A 16,106-nucleotide genomic window follows, 5' to 3' on the forward strand; every position below is an offset into this window, starting at 1 on the left:
ATCCATTGAGATTATGTTTCCCACCGCTGATACCTTGCTTACCGCTTAATCACTTTTTCCCGATGGCATTCGCTGGCATCCAATACCTTACCTTGCTGTGAAGATACTGTCAGCTTACTGATGGGATGCCCACTCTGATTCTCAACTAAAATAGAGTGCTTTTCGCCAACAGCAAACAAGTGATCTTCACCCCATTGACGCAAGCTGACCACAATTGGGAATAATTGGCGGCCTTTATCCGTCAACACATATTCATGGTAAGCACTGCCATCAGAGGCTGGGACTATCATCAGAATGCCGTGTTCAACCAAATCACGCAGGCGACTCGCCAAGATATTTTTCGCCAATCCAAGGTTATTGCGAAATTCGCCAAAACGGCTGATCCCATCAAAAGCATCACGAATTATCATGAGTGACCAGCGATCCCCCAAGACCTCAAGCGTTCTGGCAACTGGACATTCTTCTGCTTCTATCCGGCCTTCACTCGTTTTAGTCATTCTTTTACTCCGATTAATTGCTGGAGAAACTGGTTGCATATTAAAACCACCTCTGTTAAAAATCAATTAAGTGGTTTCAAATAAAAACCAGAAAGGCATCAGGTATTTTTATGTCCATCAGAAAAGAATCAGCAAAGAGTCGCACTCGTCGATTACCACAAACGGCTCTGGCACCGCACCTCACATCAATAATGGTGCCACTCTTAGCGATGGTATCCGCCATGGCGGTTGCCAATGTCTATTTTGCTCAGCCCCTACTCGATACTATGGCAACGGATCTTAACGTTAGTCCGTCGGCGATCGGTCTGGTGGTTACTCTGACGCAGGCAGGGTATGCCTTGGGGCTGATATTCATTGTGCCTTTGGGTGATCTGTGGGATCGCCGAAAATTAATTATCGGGCAGTTATTGTTATCTGCTGTGGCATTGATTTCGGTTAGCCTTGCCCCCACTTTTTCGCTGCTTTTGATGGCGATGCTGATTATCGGCCTGATGGCTGTCGTGGTGCAGGTGATTGTGGCTTTTGCTGCAGCACTGGCTCCAGAGCAACAAAGAGGCAAAATAGTGGGTAAGATCACCAGCGGTATCGTATTGGGAATTCTACTCGCGCGCTTTATCTCAGGTACGATGACCGACTTTGCCGGTTGGCGTTCCGTCTATTTTTGCTCCGCAGCAGTGATGTTATTAATGGTGATTGTGCTTTATCGCGTCATCCCACCCGTTGCCAAACCGGCTGTATCGTCATATCGGCAGCTACTACTGTCGCTATGGGGGTTATTTACCCGTGAGCGGGAGTTACGCATACGATCCACTCTGGCCTTACTGATATTTATGGCTTTTAGCGTGCTATGGACCGCGATGGTGTTACCACTCAGTGGCCCGCCATACCTATTATCACCTAGTCAGGTAGGTTTATTTGGGCTGGCAGGTATCGCTGGCGCATTCGCCGCAGCCCGCGCAGGGCAGTGGGCGGATCGAGGGCTGGGAGTGAAAACAACGCAAATCGCCTTGGCATTGCTACTGCTTTCCTGGTTGCCGATTGCATTTTTGCCTTATTCACTCTGGTGGCTGGTTATCGGTGTCGTGATATTAGATTTTGCCGTTCAGGCGGTGCATGTGACCAATCAGAGCATCATATTGGCGTTACGTCCTGATGCCCAAAGCCGCCTGGTTGCTGGCTATATGTTGTTCTACTCCATCGGTAGCGCCATCGGAGCTATCAGTGCAACAATTGTATATGCAAATGCGGGATGGTCAGGTGTTTGTATTCTTGGGGGGATGATAAGTGCCATTGCAATGCAATTTGCACATATGGCGTACAGGAAATATTCCACAGTATAATTAGTTGAATATCATTGATTTTATTTATACATCTATTGTTCGACCTATACTCATGGTAGTTATCGATAACCCAGTTCAGACTATACAGGAGTCATCGTCATGCTAAATATAGATCGGAAATACCTGATGAGCCTTGATGAAAGTACCTTAAAAAAAACAGCGGATTATCATGCGGGTCATCGCAATCCTGCTATTACTGGGTGGGATCTTTTGTCTTATTAACCCACTGGCCTCCAGTGTTGTTCTCAGCAAAATTATTGGTGTCCTACTGTTACTCAGTGGGATTGCAATGATAGTGGGTATGGTAACCAACCGTTCCCATAATCTTTGGCCAATGGTGACCGGTATTTTACTTGGCATTGCATATATTGTGATGGGTTATGTATTTATTACCAATCCAGCAATAGGGATGATAAGTCTGGCCGTGGTGCTGGCGGTGCTGTTTGCCTTTGGTGGGGTGATGCGGTTGATAACCGGTTTTAGAACATGGGGAATGCCGGGGGCATGGCTACAAATCTTGCTCGGCGTCTTGGATCTGATTATTACCTATCTATTGGTGAGTGCCGGCCCACTGATGTCGATCACCATGGTTACGACTCTGGTCGGGATTGAGATGCTATTTAGTTCATTTAGCTGCTTTATGGTCGCTGGTTTATATAAACAGAATTAATAACACATTATTCGCAGCGGTATCCTGAATTGCGATACCGCTGTCCTGGAAATACGCTCATGTTCGCTACTGATATTGCTACTCAGTTTGTGAACTGCCACAGTGAAATAACGGCAACCGATTAATTCTCTCACCCTAGGTAGGCTGCGTGAAACTAACTGATTTTTTAATTGCTCTATGTATTACCGCTATTTGGGGGGTTAATTTTTCGGTAATAAAACTTGGCCTGATTACCGCAGACCCGCTTATTTTAGCCGGGATTCGCTTCACACTCTGCGCCCTACCTGCAGTCCTTTTTATCAAAAAACCTGACACTTCATGGCGATACATAATAGGTTACGGCCTACTGTTTGGTATCGGTTTATGGGGTATCGTCAATCTGGGCATTAAAGCCGGTGTCTCAGCAGGAATTGCTTCGTTAGTGTTGCAATTCGGCGCGTTCTTTACCATGATCCTTGGCGCGTTGCTGTTTCGCGAAAAGCTCTCAAGATATCAATGTATTGGTATCGCCGTCGCGCTCTCAGGGCTAACCAGTATTATTTTCATCAGTGATGGTTCTGTCACGCCTACTGGCCTGATATTGGTATTGTGCGGTGCAGTGGTATGGGGGCTGGTGAGTATTATAATTAAAAAATCCAATACCAAACAGGTTTTTGCCTTTCTAGTTTGGTCGAGCTTATTTTCCCCTATCCCGCTATTTCTACTGAGCTATCTATTTAATGGCTCCCGCGGCTTTACTGAATTAGCCGCCCAGTTCGATGTAACCACGCTGTTCTCTATTCTATTTCAGGTCTATCCCAATACGCTGTTTGCCTATTGGATTTGGAATTCATTACTGACCAAATACCCGGTTTCCGTTGTCGCGCCATTATCGCTGCTAGTCCCGATTTTTGGCCTGCTAGGTTCCGTGATGATTTTTAGTGAAAGCATTCCCACCGCGAAAATTGTCGCGATGATACTGATTATCAGTGGGTTGGTTATCGGCCTCTACGGTAAACGGCTTATCGGCTTGCTACAGAGGAAATCCTCAGTGGCTCCCTAGTTTTGCTGCCGCCCAGTAAAATGGCCTGACTGAAGGTGTTATAGTCAGCTTTTATACTCCGACGAGAGCTATTATGTCCCGCAGCCAGCGTCTGCTTGATTTGATTCAGATATTACGCCGCCATCGCTATCCGGTAACAGGGGCCGCGCTGGCGGAGGAACTGGCTATCAGTGTGCGAACACTTTATCGCGATATTGCCACCCTGCAACAGCAAGGCGCTGATATTGCGGGCGAACCCGGTCTGGGCTATGTGCTACGCCCAGGGTTTATGCTACCGCCTTTGATGTTCTCCGAAGAGGAGATAGAAGCACTGGTATTAGGATCGCGCTGGGTCAGCCATCGTGGAGATACTCATTTGAGTGCCGCGGCACGTAATGCGCTGGCGAAAATCGCGGCGGTTTTACCTGCGGATTTACGTGACGAGTTAGATGCCTCAACACTGCTAATCGGCCCTGTCGGCCATATGCCTGACTGTGAACTGGCGCTGCCAGTGTTGCGCCGCGCAATCCGTGCCGAACGCAAAGTGGATATTACCTATCAAGACTTGAAAGGGGCTGAGTCATGTCGCCGTATCTGGCCTTTTGCTATCGGTTTTTTTGAACAGGTGCGTGTAGTGGTTGCCTGGTGTGAGCTGCGCCAAACCATTCGTAACTTTCGCGCGGATCGAATAAGTGCTATTTCGCTTACGGATCAACGTTATCCTCAGCGCCGACATCTGTTGCTAAAACAGTGGCGGGAAGCGGAAGGCATCAATGATCAGTCGCTGCTGTCTACACCACCAAAACTGTAGCTTTTTATTGTCACTGCAAATCAATAATCACTACTGACAGAAACTGTCAGTAGACCCCGCTAGGATAGCCCCCAGTTAAGCGATATTCGGTTAACAAATAACTATCCATTTGATGACATACCTAAAGTATTTGGAATTTCAGGCAAGGCCGGTCGAGCACCGATTTAAGCGCTGTAATTTCAAGTACTAAAGGGATAAGGGGAAAAACCATGGCAGATCCGAATTTCATTATTCTTTATGTTGATAGCCCGGCCAACAGCGCGACGTTTTACGGTGACTTGCTGGCAAAGGCACCGGTAGAGCTTCACCCAACTTTTGCCATGTTTGCACTGGATTCAGGGATGATGCTGGGCTTATGGTCAAAACATACGGTTGAACCGGCTGCGACAGCCACGGGCGGCGGCGGTGAAGTGGCTTTTGCCCTAGCCGATAAAGCGGCGGTGCAATCGTTATATAATGACTGGCAACAACGCGGCTTACCTATTTTGCAACAACCATTACAGATGGATTTCGGCTATACCTTTGTGGCTTTAGACCCTGATGGTCATCGTTTGCGAGTGTTTGGTGACTGATTAATAGTCATAGTTATAGTTATAAATAGCCATCGCTAGAGACGAAGGAAATATACTTTATAGGTATAATTCCTTCGTTTAATACTTCACGTTACTGCCCCTTCCCTGATGTCATATTCATGACGGCTATCACAATCAGCACACTGCGATTTCCCAAGCTGCACAGCACCGTCTAAATTTGAATAAAAAATCTCATCCGACCACTTGCTGAATTCGGCCAGAGCGGCAGAGACATAACAATAACGGTTTGGTGATATTGCGCCGATTTACGTTGCTGCAATATAACCAGAATGCACCCGATGGAGACTGCAATGTTAGCTTACCCTCACCTGCTCGCACCCCTTGATCTTGGCTTTACCACCCTGAAGAATCGCGTATTAATGGGTTCGATGCATACCGGGCTAGAGGAATTACCCGATGGACCACAACGTTTGGCCGCATTCTATGCCGAGCGGGCCGCCGGTGGCGTCGGCCTGATTGTTACTGGCGGTATCGCCCCCAATAAGCAAGGCGTGGTGTATCAGGGTGCCTCAGTATTAAATGATGCGGCACAAGTTCCCCATCACCAAATCGTGACCGATGCAGTGCATCAGGCAGGCGGTAAAATCGCGTTGCAAATCCTGCATGCCGGCCGTTATAGCTATCAAAAACACCCCGTGGCCCCCTCCGCATTGCAAGCGCCGATTAACCCCTTTACCCCACAAGCATTGAGTAGTGATGAAGTGCGGCAAACTATTGCCGACTTTGCCAACTGCGCACAGCTTGCCAAACAAGCGGGTTACGATGGTGTCGAGGTGATGGGTTCTGAGGGCTATTTGATTAACCAGTTCCTCACCGCCAGAACTAATCAGCGCGATGATGATTGGGGCGGGGACTTTACCCGCAGGATGCGTTTTGCCGTAGAAATTGTGCGGGCAGTCCGTGAAGCAACCGGAACTGATTTTATACTGATTTACCGCCTTTCGATGCTTGACCTGGTAGAAGAAGGTTCCAGCTGGCAAGAGATTGAACAATTGGCGCAAGCGGTTGAACAGGCCGGAGCCACCCTGATTAATACTGGCATTGGTTGGCATGAAGCACGCATTCCCACTATCGCTACCATGGTGCCACGGGCTGGATTCAGTTGGGTAACGCGCAAATTGATGGGGGCAGTGGCTATTCCGCTGATCACCACTAACCGCATTAATGACCCTGCCGTCGCTGAGCAGGTACTGGTTGATGGTTGCGCCGATATGGTGTCAATGGCGCGCCCGTTCCTGGCTGATGCTGATTTTGTCCAAAAAGCCGCACAGCATCGGGCCGACGAAATTAACACCTGTATCGGCTGCAATCAGGCCTGTCTGGACCAAATTTTCGAAGGCAAACTCACCTCATGCCTGGTCAACCCTCGCGCGTGCCGTGAAAGCGAAATGCCCATAGTTCCCACAGAAACACCGAAACGGTTAGCAGTAGTCGGTTCCGGCCCAGCCGGATTGGCTTTCGCCGTTACCGCCGCCAGCCGTGGTCATCAAGTGACGCTATTTGATGCGGCAACTGATGTCGGCGGCCAATTCAATATTGCCAAGCAGATCCCAGGCAAAGAAGAATTTTATGAAACGCTGCGCTATTTTCGCCGCCAGTTAGTGCTCCATGGTGTTATTCAGCAGCTAAATACCTCGGTACAACCACAGCAGTTGGCTGATTTTGATGAAATTATCCTCGCCTGTGGTATCCAGCCACGCCTGCCGGCTATCAAGGGGATCGAGCACCCGAAAGTCCTTACTTATCTGGATGTATTGCGCGATAAAAAACCGGTCGGTGAGCGCGTAGCCATTATTGGTGCGGGGGGAATTGGTTTTGATACCGCCGAGTATCTCAGCCAATCCGGTGATTCCAGCAGTCTGGACAGCGCTGCATTCAGTCGTGAATGGGGTATCGATCAACATTTAGTACATCGTGGTGGATTATCCCCAGCGGGGGCCAAAGTGCACCCATCACCACGGCAGATTTTCCTGTTGCAGCGGAAAACCAGCAAGGTCGGTGAAGGTTTGGGTAAAACTACCGGTTGGATCCACCGCACTAGTTTGGCAATGCGTGGGGTGAAAATGCTTAACAGTGTGAGTTACGACAGCATTGATGATGAAGGTTTGCATATCACCCGTGCAGAACAGGCGAGCTGTTTACCCGTCGATACCATCATTATCTGTGCGGGTCAGGAACCGCGTAGGGAATTACATCAGCCCTTGCTAGATATGGGAAAAACCGTGCATTTGATTGGTGGCGCGGATATCGCCGCAGAGCTGGATGCACGCCGGGCAATTGATCAAGGGACGCGTTTGGCGCTGGCTATATAAGCAGGAATAAGCAAAACAGGGGGTGGCATGAACCACACCCTGCGGCTTCAAGTAGGGAATACCCAAAGTAATTGGAGTCGCAGCTAACACCCCTGCGGCTTCAAGCAGGGAATACCCAAAGTAATTGGAGTCGCAGGTAGGCAGCAAGTGAACAACAAATTGGTCGGGAACCGATTTGAACAGCAGTTATGCTAGCCCGCAGGGTGAGCCTCAAGGATGAGGCTCATTAATCCCGATGAGCTTACATAAGTAAGTGATTCGGGTGAGTGAACGTAGCTAACACCCCTGCGGCTTCAAGTACGAAGGGTATTTAGAAATCGCTATACGACATATCAAGACTACCGCTCCCCCCCCCCTCGGAACGGGATGATGCCGTTTTCACTGCTTTCAGCACCATAAACTTCTGGTTTGAATCCAATGTTTCGCAGTTACCGAACAAACGTTTAAGTTTGTGGAAATAATCCAGATGGCGATTACCCACAATCATCAGTTCGCCGCCCACCTTCAAACAGCGTTTAGCATCACAGAACATCTGCCAGGCCACATGGTCACTGACTGCATGCTGTTGGTGGAACGGAGGGTTACATAGCACCAATTGCAGGCTCTCACGCTCAACACCGGCCAACCCATGGCTTACCATGAATTCACAGCGTGGTAAGTCTTGTGGGCGGTTATAGGTGATATTCAGTTCACTGGATGCAACGGCCATATAGGACTCATCGACAAACAGCATTTCTGCCAATGGGTTTTGTTCCAGCGCGATTAAGCCAACAACACCATTACCACAACCCAAATCCGCGATTTTGCCCGTCACATCATAGGGCAGAATCTCCATAAAGAAGCGCGCACCGATATCCAAATTATTACGAGAGAAAACGTTAGCATGGTTATGGATAACATATTCGGTATTCGCCAACGGCCAATCAGTGGTTTCCAGCGCATCTGCCAGTGGAATATCCGCCACTTCGCAGTGAATCAGGCGGGATTTCTTCCACGCCAGCGTAGTTTTGGTTGGGCCAAGAATTTTTTCGAACAATTGCAAAGTTGAATTATGCACATCGCGGGATTTTGCCCCAGCAATAATCACCGTGTCTGGGGCAACGACCAGGCGCAATGCGCGTAATTGCTGTTCCAGCAGCGCCAAAGCTTTAGGGATCTTAATCACCACCAGCTTAGGGGCTGCGGGTAACGCATCCATACTGCTCAACAGGGTAACGGCATTTTCATCTAACTGGTTTAACTGCACGTTATGCGTCGTTGCCAACTGGCTCATATAAGAGTCACTGACACTAAATGGACGATGAGCATGTAAAGCACAGGCCAGCGTTCCAAACTGATCATTAAACACCAGCACCGGGCGGCCATCAATCTGACTTAAGTCAATGTTTTGTAGCAGATATTCATCTGCCGCTTCCCACGCCTGTAGGGTATTGGAATTTTCTTGTGGTGGAAAACGCTCAAGCTCAAGGCTTTGCGTTCCCAGTAAGAGTTGGCTCATCACCGCTCCTGAATAATAAATTTGGGCTGTTTATCCCCTAAAACGGGCGATCAGTAAAATGTTTTTTTGCTTAAATGACGTTTTAGCAAGGCCAAAGCTAGCTAAAAGGGAGAAATGCCAGCGGCATGACCTGATAAGCAATCGGACCTATAGCTCAACATAGCTTAATCAATGGCGTATTTTACCCCGACACCAATCATTACCAAAGCTTACTTTCATGTTAAATCATTATCAAATGACTCTAATTCTTTTGGCTCAATATAAAATACCCAACCAGACGAATTCAAACAGTTTGCTAATTATATATTATTATTCACTCACACAACAAATTAAATAATTAACATATTAATATTTAATTAAATCACATCTAAAATTATATTCATTTTGACCAAATTTAAATGCAAGACATTGAAAGGAAAATAATATTTTTCATTGAAAAATAATATAGCTCGTCATTGATAAATTCTTAATATTAATTACCAGGAAGGTAAATAAATAATGTATATGTCAAATATTATTCAGCCAGATAGTGGCGAAAAAACACTGCAACCTACTGACGCCCATTTATCACCTTATCGTATAACGCCTTGTGCTAAAGCTATTGGTGCTTTGTTATTAGTATTGGGTAGCACAGCTGCCTGGGCTGATAGTAAAGATAGTTTATTCGATGAAGTAGGTGCTGTATTTACTGAAGCCAGCGATCTCTTCCAGGTGATAAAACCCGTTGCTGCTAAAGTGCTCTCCCCAGAGCCTATTGCTCAAAAACAACAGCAGCTACAAGAGAAAAAAAAACCGAAAGCAGGCATCAATATCCCACGAGCGGATATCGTAGACAATATAGCTAAATCAACACTTGTCATTGGCCACAATCTGCAAGCCGGTAGTTATCTTGCCAATCGAATGGCCGCACAACAGATGTTTATCATTGGCGACGTACAGCATCACCAAGGAGAAGTTCCCTACACTGACCCAATGACGGGCGAGCAAAAAGTTACCAGCATGTGGTTAAACACCAATGGGGCGATAACCCGTTTTAATTCCGCTCAGGACCAACTACATACCAAAGGCACTCGTTATGCGACCCAGTTTGGGGGAGAAATAAGTCAATGGCATATCGGCGAACATGACCTGGGAATTCTGGGAATAACTGCCGGTATCGGTAAAGCCAACAGTCGTAGCAATTCCACCACATCTCAGCATCACGCTAATGGTTCTGTAGTTGGCTATAACTTAGGGTTATATAGCATCTGGCATGCCAACAACATCAGTCAACTTGGGCCTTATATTGGTTTACTTGCACAATACGGAATGTTTAATAATCAGATTAAGGCATCAGAAGTCGTCACCGGTGCTAATTATAAGTCTTATATATTCACCTCGGCATTAGAAACAGGTTACAAAATTCAATTGATCGAAAAAGATAAGGCTAAGTTATTTGTACAACCGCAGGCGAAAGTATTGTTGCAACGTAGCAGTGGGCTGCAACATAAAGAGCTCACCGGGCCACAGATAAAGATAGAAGAGCACAATACGGTTACGACCAAATTAGGATTACTTACAGCGCTAGAACTCGGCATTGATACTTTATCTACTACTAACACCTTAAAAATCAAACCGTTCATTGAAGCTAATTGGATAAATAGCAACGGGGATAAAGGGTTATTACTAGATAATGCCCATATTGCACCGCAAGGAATTAACAACATTGCTGAATTGAAACTGGGTGTTGAGGGCAAGTTCAATAACAACCTTAAGCTATGGAGCCATCTTGGTCAGCAGTTAGGTAAGCACAATTACTCAGATACCCAAGCGGCTTTGGGTATCAATTACCAATTTTAAATTAGTTAGATACTAATTTACTAACTAAAAACCAGTACCAGCAAAGTGTAACGTGATGCTGGTATTGGTACTTTTTATTCGAGTCATTAGATTTGACTCAACTGAACAATAGGATTTTGTCTAAACAGCAGGAAACCGTTATTATCACTCAATTACTACCGTCAATAGCTTCATCAAATTAGGCAGAACAACAGCATATGCAGGAACTGACCTATCTGCAAGGTTATCCCGAAAACTTACAGTCTCAGGTACGCCAACTCATTACAGAGCAGCGGCTGGGGAATGTATTACGTCAGCGTTATCCGCAATCTCATGATTACAATACGGATAAGATGCTGTATCAATACACGGTTGATTTAAAAAACCAGTATCTACGCAACGCGCAGCCGTTAAGTAAAGTGGCTTACGACAGTAAAATTCAGGTGATGAAGCATGCGCTCGGTCTGCATACCGCGATTTCCAGGGTGCAGGGTGGCAAATTGAAAGCCAAAGCAGAGATTCGGGTCGCCACTGTGTTTAAAAACGCGCCAGAAGCCTTCCTAAAAATGATCGTGGTTCATGAATTGGCGCATTTGAAAGAGAAAGATCACAACAAAGCATTCTATAGTTTGTGCTGCCATATGGAGCCGCAATATCATCAGTTAGAGTTTGACACTCGCCTCTACCTGACTCATTTGGATCTGTTTGGTGCAATTTATTAGTATTTGATTTACAAAGCCATAGCTAATAGATTTCAAGTTGTAGGTGAGTGAGCATAGCTAACACCCTGTAATTACAATGTAACTACAATATCACTTCAAGTACGAAGGGAATTCGCCGAGAAAATCCCCCTGTGGGTGTAACCATCTGGCGGTTCAACGTGTTTTTCTTCTGTAGTAATGGAGTTCACTATGATTCGCTTCGCTGTTATTGGCACTAATTGGATCACCGCACGCTTTGTTGATGCCGCCCACGAAAGTGGTAAAATGAAACTGGTTGCAGTTTATTCCCGTAAGCTGGAACAGGCCCAAGAATTTGGCGATGATTATAACGTTACGGACTGCTTTGATAATCTGGAAGCGCTGGCAGCGAGCGATCAAATTGATGCAGTGTATATCGCCAGCCCGAATTCCTTACATTACCCCCAGGCAAAATTGTTTCTCAGCCATAAAAAACACGTTATTTGCGAAAAATCACTGGCATCAAATTTGGCTGAGGTCGAAGCACTGGTTGCCTGTGCTCGCGAACATCAGGTCGTGCTATTTGAAGCCTTTAAAACTGCCTATTTACCTAATTTTATTCAATTAAAGCAAGCTCTGCCCAAGGTGGGGAAATTACGTAAAGTCACCATTAACTTCTGCCAATATTCATCACGTTACCAGCGCTACCTGAACGGCGAAAACCCCAACACCTTTAACCCGGCCTTTTCTAATGGCTCGATCATGGATATTGGTTACTACTGTTTGGCTAGCGCACTGGCATTATGGGGCGAGCCGAAGTCAGTACTGGCGAGCGCCAGTTTGCTCCCCAGTGGGGTCGATGCCCACGGCACTGTCTGTATGAACTATGGCGATTTTGATGTAGTCCTTATTCATTCGAAAGTCAGCCAATCGGATATCCCCAGTGAGATTCAGGGTGAAGATGGTTCGCTGATTATCGAAAGCATCTCTGAATGTTTGTCCATCGCCTTTACCCCGAGAGGGGGTCACTCAGTTGATCTGACGCTGCCACAGCATATTAATACTATGCTGTATGAAGCTGAGGTTTTTGCTGATTTGGTAGAGAATACACAGGTGGAGCACGCTGGTTTGTCGTTGTCATTGCTCACCTCGCGTATTCAAACGGATATTCGCCGCCAGACTGGGGTTATTTTCCCGGCAGATACCCAGCCACCGGCTGTAAGTTAATTTTTTGTTTCAATGATTGACCAACAACCCGTTTTCGATTATTTTTGCGCGGCAAAGGGGAGTAACTTCATTGCCGGTCTGCCGTCATTACGGTGCGAAAGCACCCGGTTACCGGGCAACCTCATTCTGTACTAGCACCTATGGGTGTTGTTACATTATCAGTGTTGTAAGTGAGACCTTGCCGGAAGGCGAGGTTTGCTTGCAGCTCAGACATAGCGGCTAGCGTCTTCCGACGTTGGCCGTTTTTGTTTTTAAGAGGTTTATGAATGATGAATACCGTGGGTACTCCCTTATTGTGGGGTAGTTTTGCTGTTGTCGTGACGATCATGCTTGCCATCGATTTACTCTTACAGGGGCGTCGTGGCGCACAAACCATGACACTGCGTCAGGCAGCCTGCTGGTCGCTGGTGTGGGTTAGCTTATCCTTGCTGTTTAATGCTGGTTTCTGGTGGTATCTGGCCGAAACGGTTGGGCGCGAAGTTGCCGACAAGCAAGCACTTGCCTTCCTGACCGGCTATCTGATCGAGAAAGCACTCGCCGTAGATAACGTCTTCGTTTGGCTAATGCTGTTTAGCTATTTTGCTGTTCCTGCCAACTTGCAGCGTCGGGTACTGATTTACGGTGTGCTGGGCGCAATTGTACTGCGTACTATTATGATCTTCGCCGGTAGTTGGCTGGTCTCACAATTCAGTTGGATTCTGTATCTGTTTGGCGCCTTCCTGTTGTTTACCGGTATCAAAATGGCATTGGCAAAAGAGGACGATACACCCATTGGTGAAAAACCGCTGGTGCGCTGGATTCGTAACCACTTACGCATGACGGATGAGTTACATGGCGACCGATTTACTGTGCGTAAAAACGGCCTGCTCTACGCTACCCCACTGGTGTTGGTGCTGATTCTGGTTGAGTTAAGCGATGTGATTTTTGCCGTTGACAGTATTCCAGCTATCTTCGCTGTGACCACCGATCCCTTTATTGTGTTGACCTCTAACCTGTTTGCTATTTTAGGCCTGCGTGCCATGTATTTCTTACTCGCAAATGTGGCCGAGCGCTTCTCAATGTTGAAGTATGGTCTATCGGTCATTTTGGTGTTTATCGGTACCAAAATGATGATTATCGATCTGTTCCATATCCCTATAGGCATTTCATTAGGTGTGGTAGCCGGTATTTTGGCACTGACATTGTTAATTAATGTCTGGGTAAATCATCGCGCAGACCGCCGTTCAGCAGCAGATAAGACTGCTCACAAGTAAGTCCTCTGACGCTACAATCTATTATGCGGGGTGGCAATAACCCCGCATTTATCCCGTATATTCCGTCACTAGCCAAATGTTATTACGATCACATAAATGTAAACAAAATGTTATGCAATATTGATCCGCATTGGATTTTGCTGATTGTCTTTTTCCTCGCCAATAGATTCCCTTATACTGTTAAAGCAAACACACCCAGTTACAAATAATACTAAGTTACAGGTGTGAACATAAGTGCTCAGTCCCGTTCCGGTTTGAGTGCTAAATGGGTAAAAAAATAAAACAAGTTTAACTTGGGAAGAGGCATCACTGGAAAACTATGGAAAAGACACCATCTGGATTTATCGGGTTTATCGCCCGTGGTAGTTTAGTTAAACAAATACTGGTCGGTTTGGTGGCGGGTATCATTTTGGCAGTGGTCTCTACCCCTGCCGCTGCAGCAGTGGGTCTACTTGGTACATTATTCGTTGGCGCATTGAAAGCTGTCGCCCCGGTATTGGTATTGATGCTGGTCATGGCCTCCATTGCCAACCATAAGCAAGGGCAAAAAACCAGTATCCGCCCTATTCTGTTTTTGTATCTATTGGGCACCTTTTCAGCCGCACTGGTTGCCGTAGTCGTTAGCTTTATGTTCCCATCCACCCTTATTCTGGCGACCAATACTGCTGAAATCACCCCTCCCGGTGGAATTGTCGAAGTACTGAAAGGTTTACTGAGCAGCATAATCGCTAACCCGATTCATGCGCTGCTCAATGCCAACTATATCGGTATTCTGGCCTGGGCCGTGGGCTTGGGTATTGCCTTGCGGCATGCAGCGGATACCACTAAAGCCTTAATTAATGATATGTCTGATGCGGTGACCAAAGTGGTGCGAGTGGTTATCCGTTTTGCTCCGCTGGGTATTTTTGGCTTAGTTTCATCCACCATGGCAGAAACGGGTTTTGGCGTGTTACTGGGTTATGCACAGCTATTAATCGTATTGATTGGCTGTATGTTACTGGTGGCATTAGTAATAAATCCGCTGATTGTGTATTGGAAAATTCGCCGTAACCCATACCCACTGGTCTTTGCCTGCTTACGTGAAAGTGGTGTAACCGCCTTCTTTACCCGCAGTTCCGCTGCCAACATTCCCGTAAATATGGAAATGTGTAAGAAGATGAACCTGAATGAAGACACTTACTCGGTCTCCATTCCATTGGGTGCCACTATTAACATGGCCGGCGCGGCAATTACTATCACCGTGCTGACACTGGCGGCAGTCCATACTCTGGGTATTCCGGTTGATTTACCCACAGCGCTGTTGCTGAGTGTAGTGGCTGCGGTCTGTGCCTGTGGTGCATCCGGTGTTGCCGGTGGCTCGCTGTTGCTGATCCCATTGGCTTGCGGCATGTTTGGCATCCCGAACGAGATAGCAATGCAAGTGGTCGCAGTTGGTTTCATTATCGGTGTGTTACAGGATTCAGCCGAAACCGCACTGAACTCTTCCACCGATGTGCTGTTCACTGCGGCGGCCTGCCAGGCAGACGATGCCAGATTGGCTAACCCTGATCCACTGGCGAACCGTAAGAGTATCTGAATCAGGATAGTGTCATAACCTGTGGGGGCGATTACAGCCCCCATTTTTATTGGGTCACTTCTTCTTTTACCGCTTTCTTCTCATCCCGGAAAGGGTCAATTCCTTTAAGTTGCAGGCGGCGGAAGCGGATAATATTAAAGCCATTTAGCAGTAAGAAACTGCCTTCAATTAATGAGCCACCAATAGAACCCAACCAGACATTATGGATAACCCAGCAAACAGTGGATATCCACATCACACAACGGGTGGTCAATCCACGGGTACGGAACAGTGCCCAAGTGCTGATTACCGTGCCAAAAATGGGCAATATCTCCACCGCGTGTTGCATGCGCCAAATACCAAAAGTCAGCGTCAGGATGATAAATACCATCATCGCGATATTACTGCGGGTTTTAGCGGCCACCAGATTACGTAACGCGTTAAGCATGGCACTACTACCAGCAGCACTGGCTCCCATCAGGAAGAAGTGGCAGCCGATAATGGCACTGTATGCAGAAAGTTGAAGTTTGAAACGCCGTTCATCGCGGTTGAAAAACATGGTGATACCGACAAAAAATGCCAGTACGCCAATGGCTTGAGCAAACCAATAGAAGGTCATGGTGGGGAGTCCTGGTGTGCAGCTACCTGCACTGAGTCTGACTGTTAATAATGAACCCCCTTCGTTCTTGAAGCCACAGGATTGTTAGCTGCGCCCTTTATTCGGCCCATCCATGGGCCTCACCTCGTTGAGGCCGCGGCAAACAGCGTTCAAATCAGCTCGGCAGATTTGTCACCCGACTCATTTACCGGAGTAAGCTCATCGGGGTTTAT

At 47.0% G+C, this 16,106-nt stretch carries 13 protein-coding genes and 1 pseudogene; 11 read left to right on the forward strand and 3 right to left on the reverse strand.

Going from position 1 to position 16,106, the window contains the following annotated elements:
* Positions 1-38: 38 nt before the first annotated feature.
* Positions 39-497, reverse strand: coding sequence for a winged helix-turn-helix transcriptional regulator (locus A6J67_RS00590; protein WP_050088560.1), 459 nt, complete (start codon positions 495-497; stop codon positions 39-41).
* A 110-nt stretch (positions 498-607) separates the two neighbouring features.
* Here A6J67_RS00590 and A6J67_RS00595 point away from each other — a divergent pair, with 110 nt between their 5' ends.
* The 6 genes and pseudogenes from A6J67_RS00595 to A6J67_RS00620 all read left to right on the forward strand — a co-directional run bounded on the left by A6J67_RS00595 (position 608) and on the right by A6J67_RS00620 (position 7,244).
* On the forward strand, positions 608-1,837 hold the full coding sequence (locus tag A6J67_RS00595; RefSeq protein WP_050296891.1) for an MFS transporter: 1,230 nt from the start codon (positions 608-610) through the stop codon (positions 1,835-1,837).
* A gap of 99 nt (positions 1,838-1,936) precedes the next feature.
* Positions 1,937-2,507, forward strand: a pseudogene (locus A6J67_RS00600) (HdeD family acid-resistance protein).
* Between the two features lie 148 nt (positions 2,508-2,655).
* On the forward strand, positions 2,656-3,549 hold the full coding sequence (locus A6J67_RS00605; RefSeq protein ID WP_050072613.1) for an EamA family transporter: 894 nt from the start codon (positions 2,656-2,658) through the stop codon (positions 3,547-3,549).
* A 73-nt stretch (positions 3,550-3,622) separates the two neighbouring features.
* Positions 3,623-4,339, forward strand: coding sequence for a helix-turn-helix transcriptional regulator (locus A6J67_RS00610; protein ID WP_050072615.1), 717 nt, complete (start codon positions 3,623-3,625; stop codon positions 4,337-4,339).
* A gap of 209 nt (positions 4,340-4,548) precedes the next feature.
* Positions 4,549-4,911, forward strand: coding sequence for a VOC family protein (locus A6J67_RS00615; RefSeq protein ID WP_050296890.1), 363 nt, complete (start codon positions 4,549-4,551; stop codon positions 4,909-4,911).
* 311 nt (positions 4,912-5,222) lie between these two features.
* Positions 5,223-7,244: an FAD-dependent oxidoreductase gene (locus A6J67_RS00620; RefSeq protein ID WP_050288495.1), complete on the forward strand. Its 2,022-nt coding sequence runs from the start codon at positions 5,223-5,225 to the stop codon at positions 7,242-7,244.
* A 310-nt stretch (positions 7,245-7,554) separates the two neighbouring features.
* Here A6J67_RS00620 and rlmG read toward each other — a convergent pair whose 3' ends face one another.
* Positions 7,555-8,742, reverse strand: a complete 1,188-nt coding sequence (rlmG, locus tag A6J67_RS00625) for a 23S rRNA (guanine(1835)-N(2))-methyltransferase RlmG (RefSeq protein WP_032907981.1) — start codon at positions 8,740-8,742, stop codon at positions 7,555-7,557.
* Between the two features lie 498 nt (positions 8,743-9,240).
* Here rlmG and A6J67_RS00630 point away from each other — a divergent pair, with 498 nt between their 5' ends.
* The 5 genes from A6J67_RS00630 (at position 9,241) to sstT (ending at position 15,296) form a co-directional block, all read left to right on the forward strand.
* A complete protein-coding gene (locus tag A6J67_RS00630; RefSeq protein WP_080608020.1) occupies positions 9,241-10,581 on the forward strand; it encodes an autotransporter outer membrane beta-barrel domain-containing protein in 1,341 nt (446 codons plus the stop codon).
* A gap of 197 nt (positions 10,582-10,778) precedes the next feature.
* Positions 10,779-11,282, forward strand: a complete 504-nt coding sequence (locus tag A6J67_RS00635; RefSeq protein WP_005192896.1) for a M48 family metallopeptidase — start codon at positions 10,779-10,781, stop codon at positions 11,280-11,282.
* Between the two features lie 189 nt (positions 11,283-11,471).
* Positions 11,472-12,467 carry a Gfo/Idh/MocA family protein gene (locus tag A6J67_RS00640; protein ID WP_050296889.1) on the forward strand — a complete coding sequence of 332 codons (996 nt, stop codon included), beginning with the start codon at positions 11,472-11,474 and terminating at the stop codon, positions 12,465-12,467.
* A gap of 266 nt (positions 12,468-12,733) precedes the next feature.
* Positions 12,734-13,720 (forward strand): TerC family protein, encoded by a 987-nt coding sequence (locus A6J67_RS00645; RefSeq protein ID WP_005192898.1) that lies wholly within the window; start codon positions 12,734-12,736, stop codon positions 13,718-13,720.
* Between the two features lie 319 nt (positions 13,721-14,039).
* Positions 14,040-15,296, forward strand: a complete 1,257-nt coding sequence (gene sstT / locus A6J67_RS00650; protein WP_005192902.1) for a serine/threonine transporter SstT — start codon at positions 14,040-14,042, stop codon at positions 15,294-15,296.
* A gap of 46 nt (positions 15,297-15,342) precedes the next feature.
* On the opposite strand, the gene A6J67_RS00655 is transcribed toward sstT, so the two are convergent.
* Entirely contained in the window at positions 15,343-15,894 is a 552-nt protein-coding gene (locus A6J67_RS00655) for a YgjV family protein (RefSeq protein ID WP_005192905.1), read from the reverse strand.
* Between the last annotated feature and the right edge of the window lie 212 nt (positions 15,895-16,106).

The sequence above is a fragment of the Yersinia sp. FDAARGOS_228 genome (assembly GCF_002073315.2).
In the GTDB taxonomy this organism is placed as follows: domain Bacteria; phylum Pseudomonadota; class Gammaproteobacteria; order Enterobacterales; family Enterobacteriaceae; genus Yersinia; species Yersinia intermedia.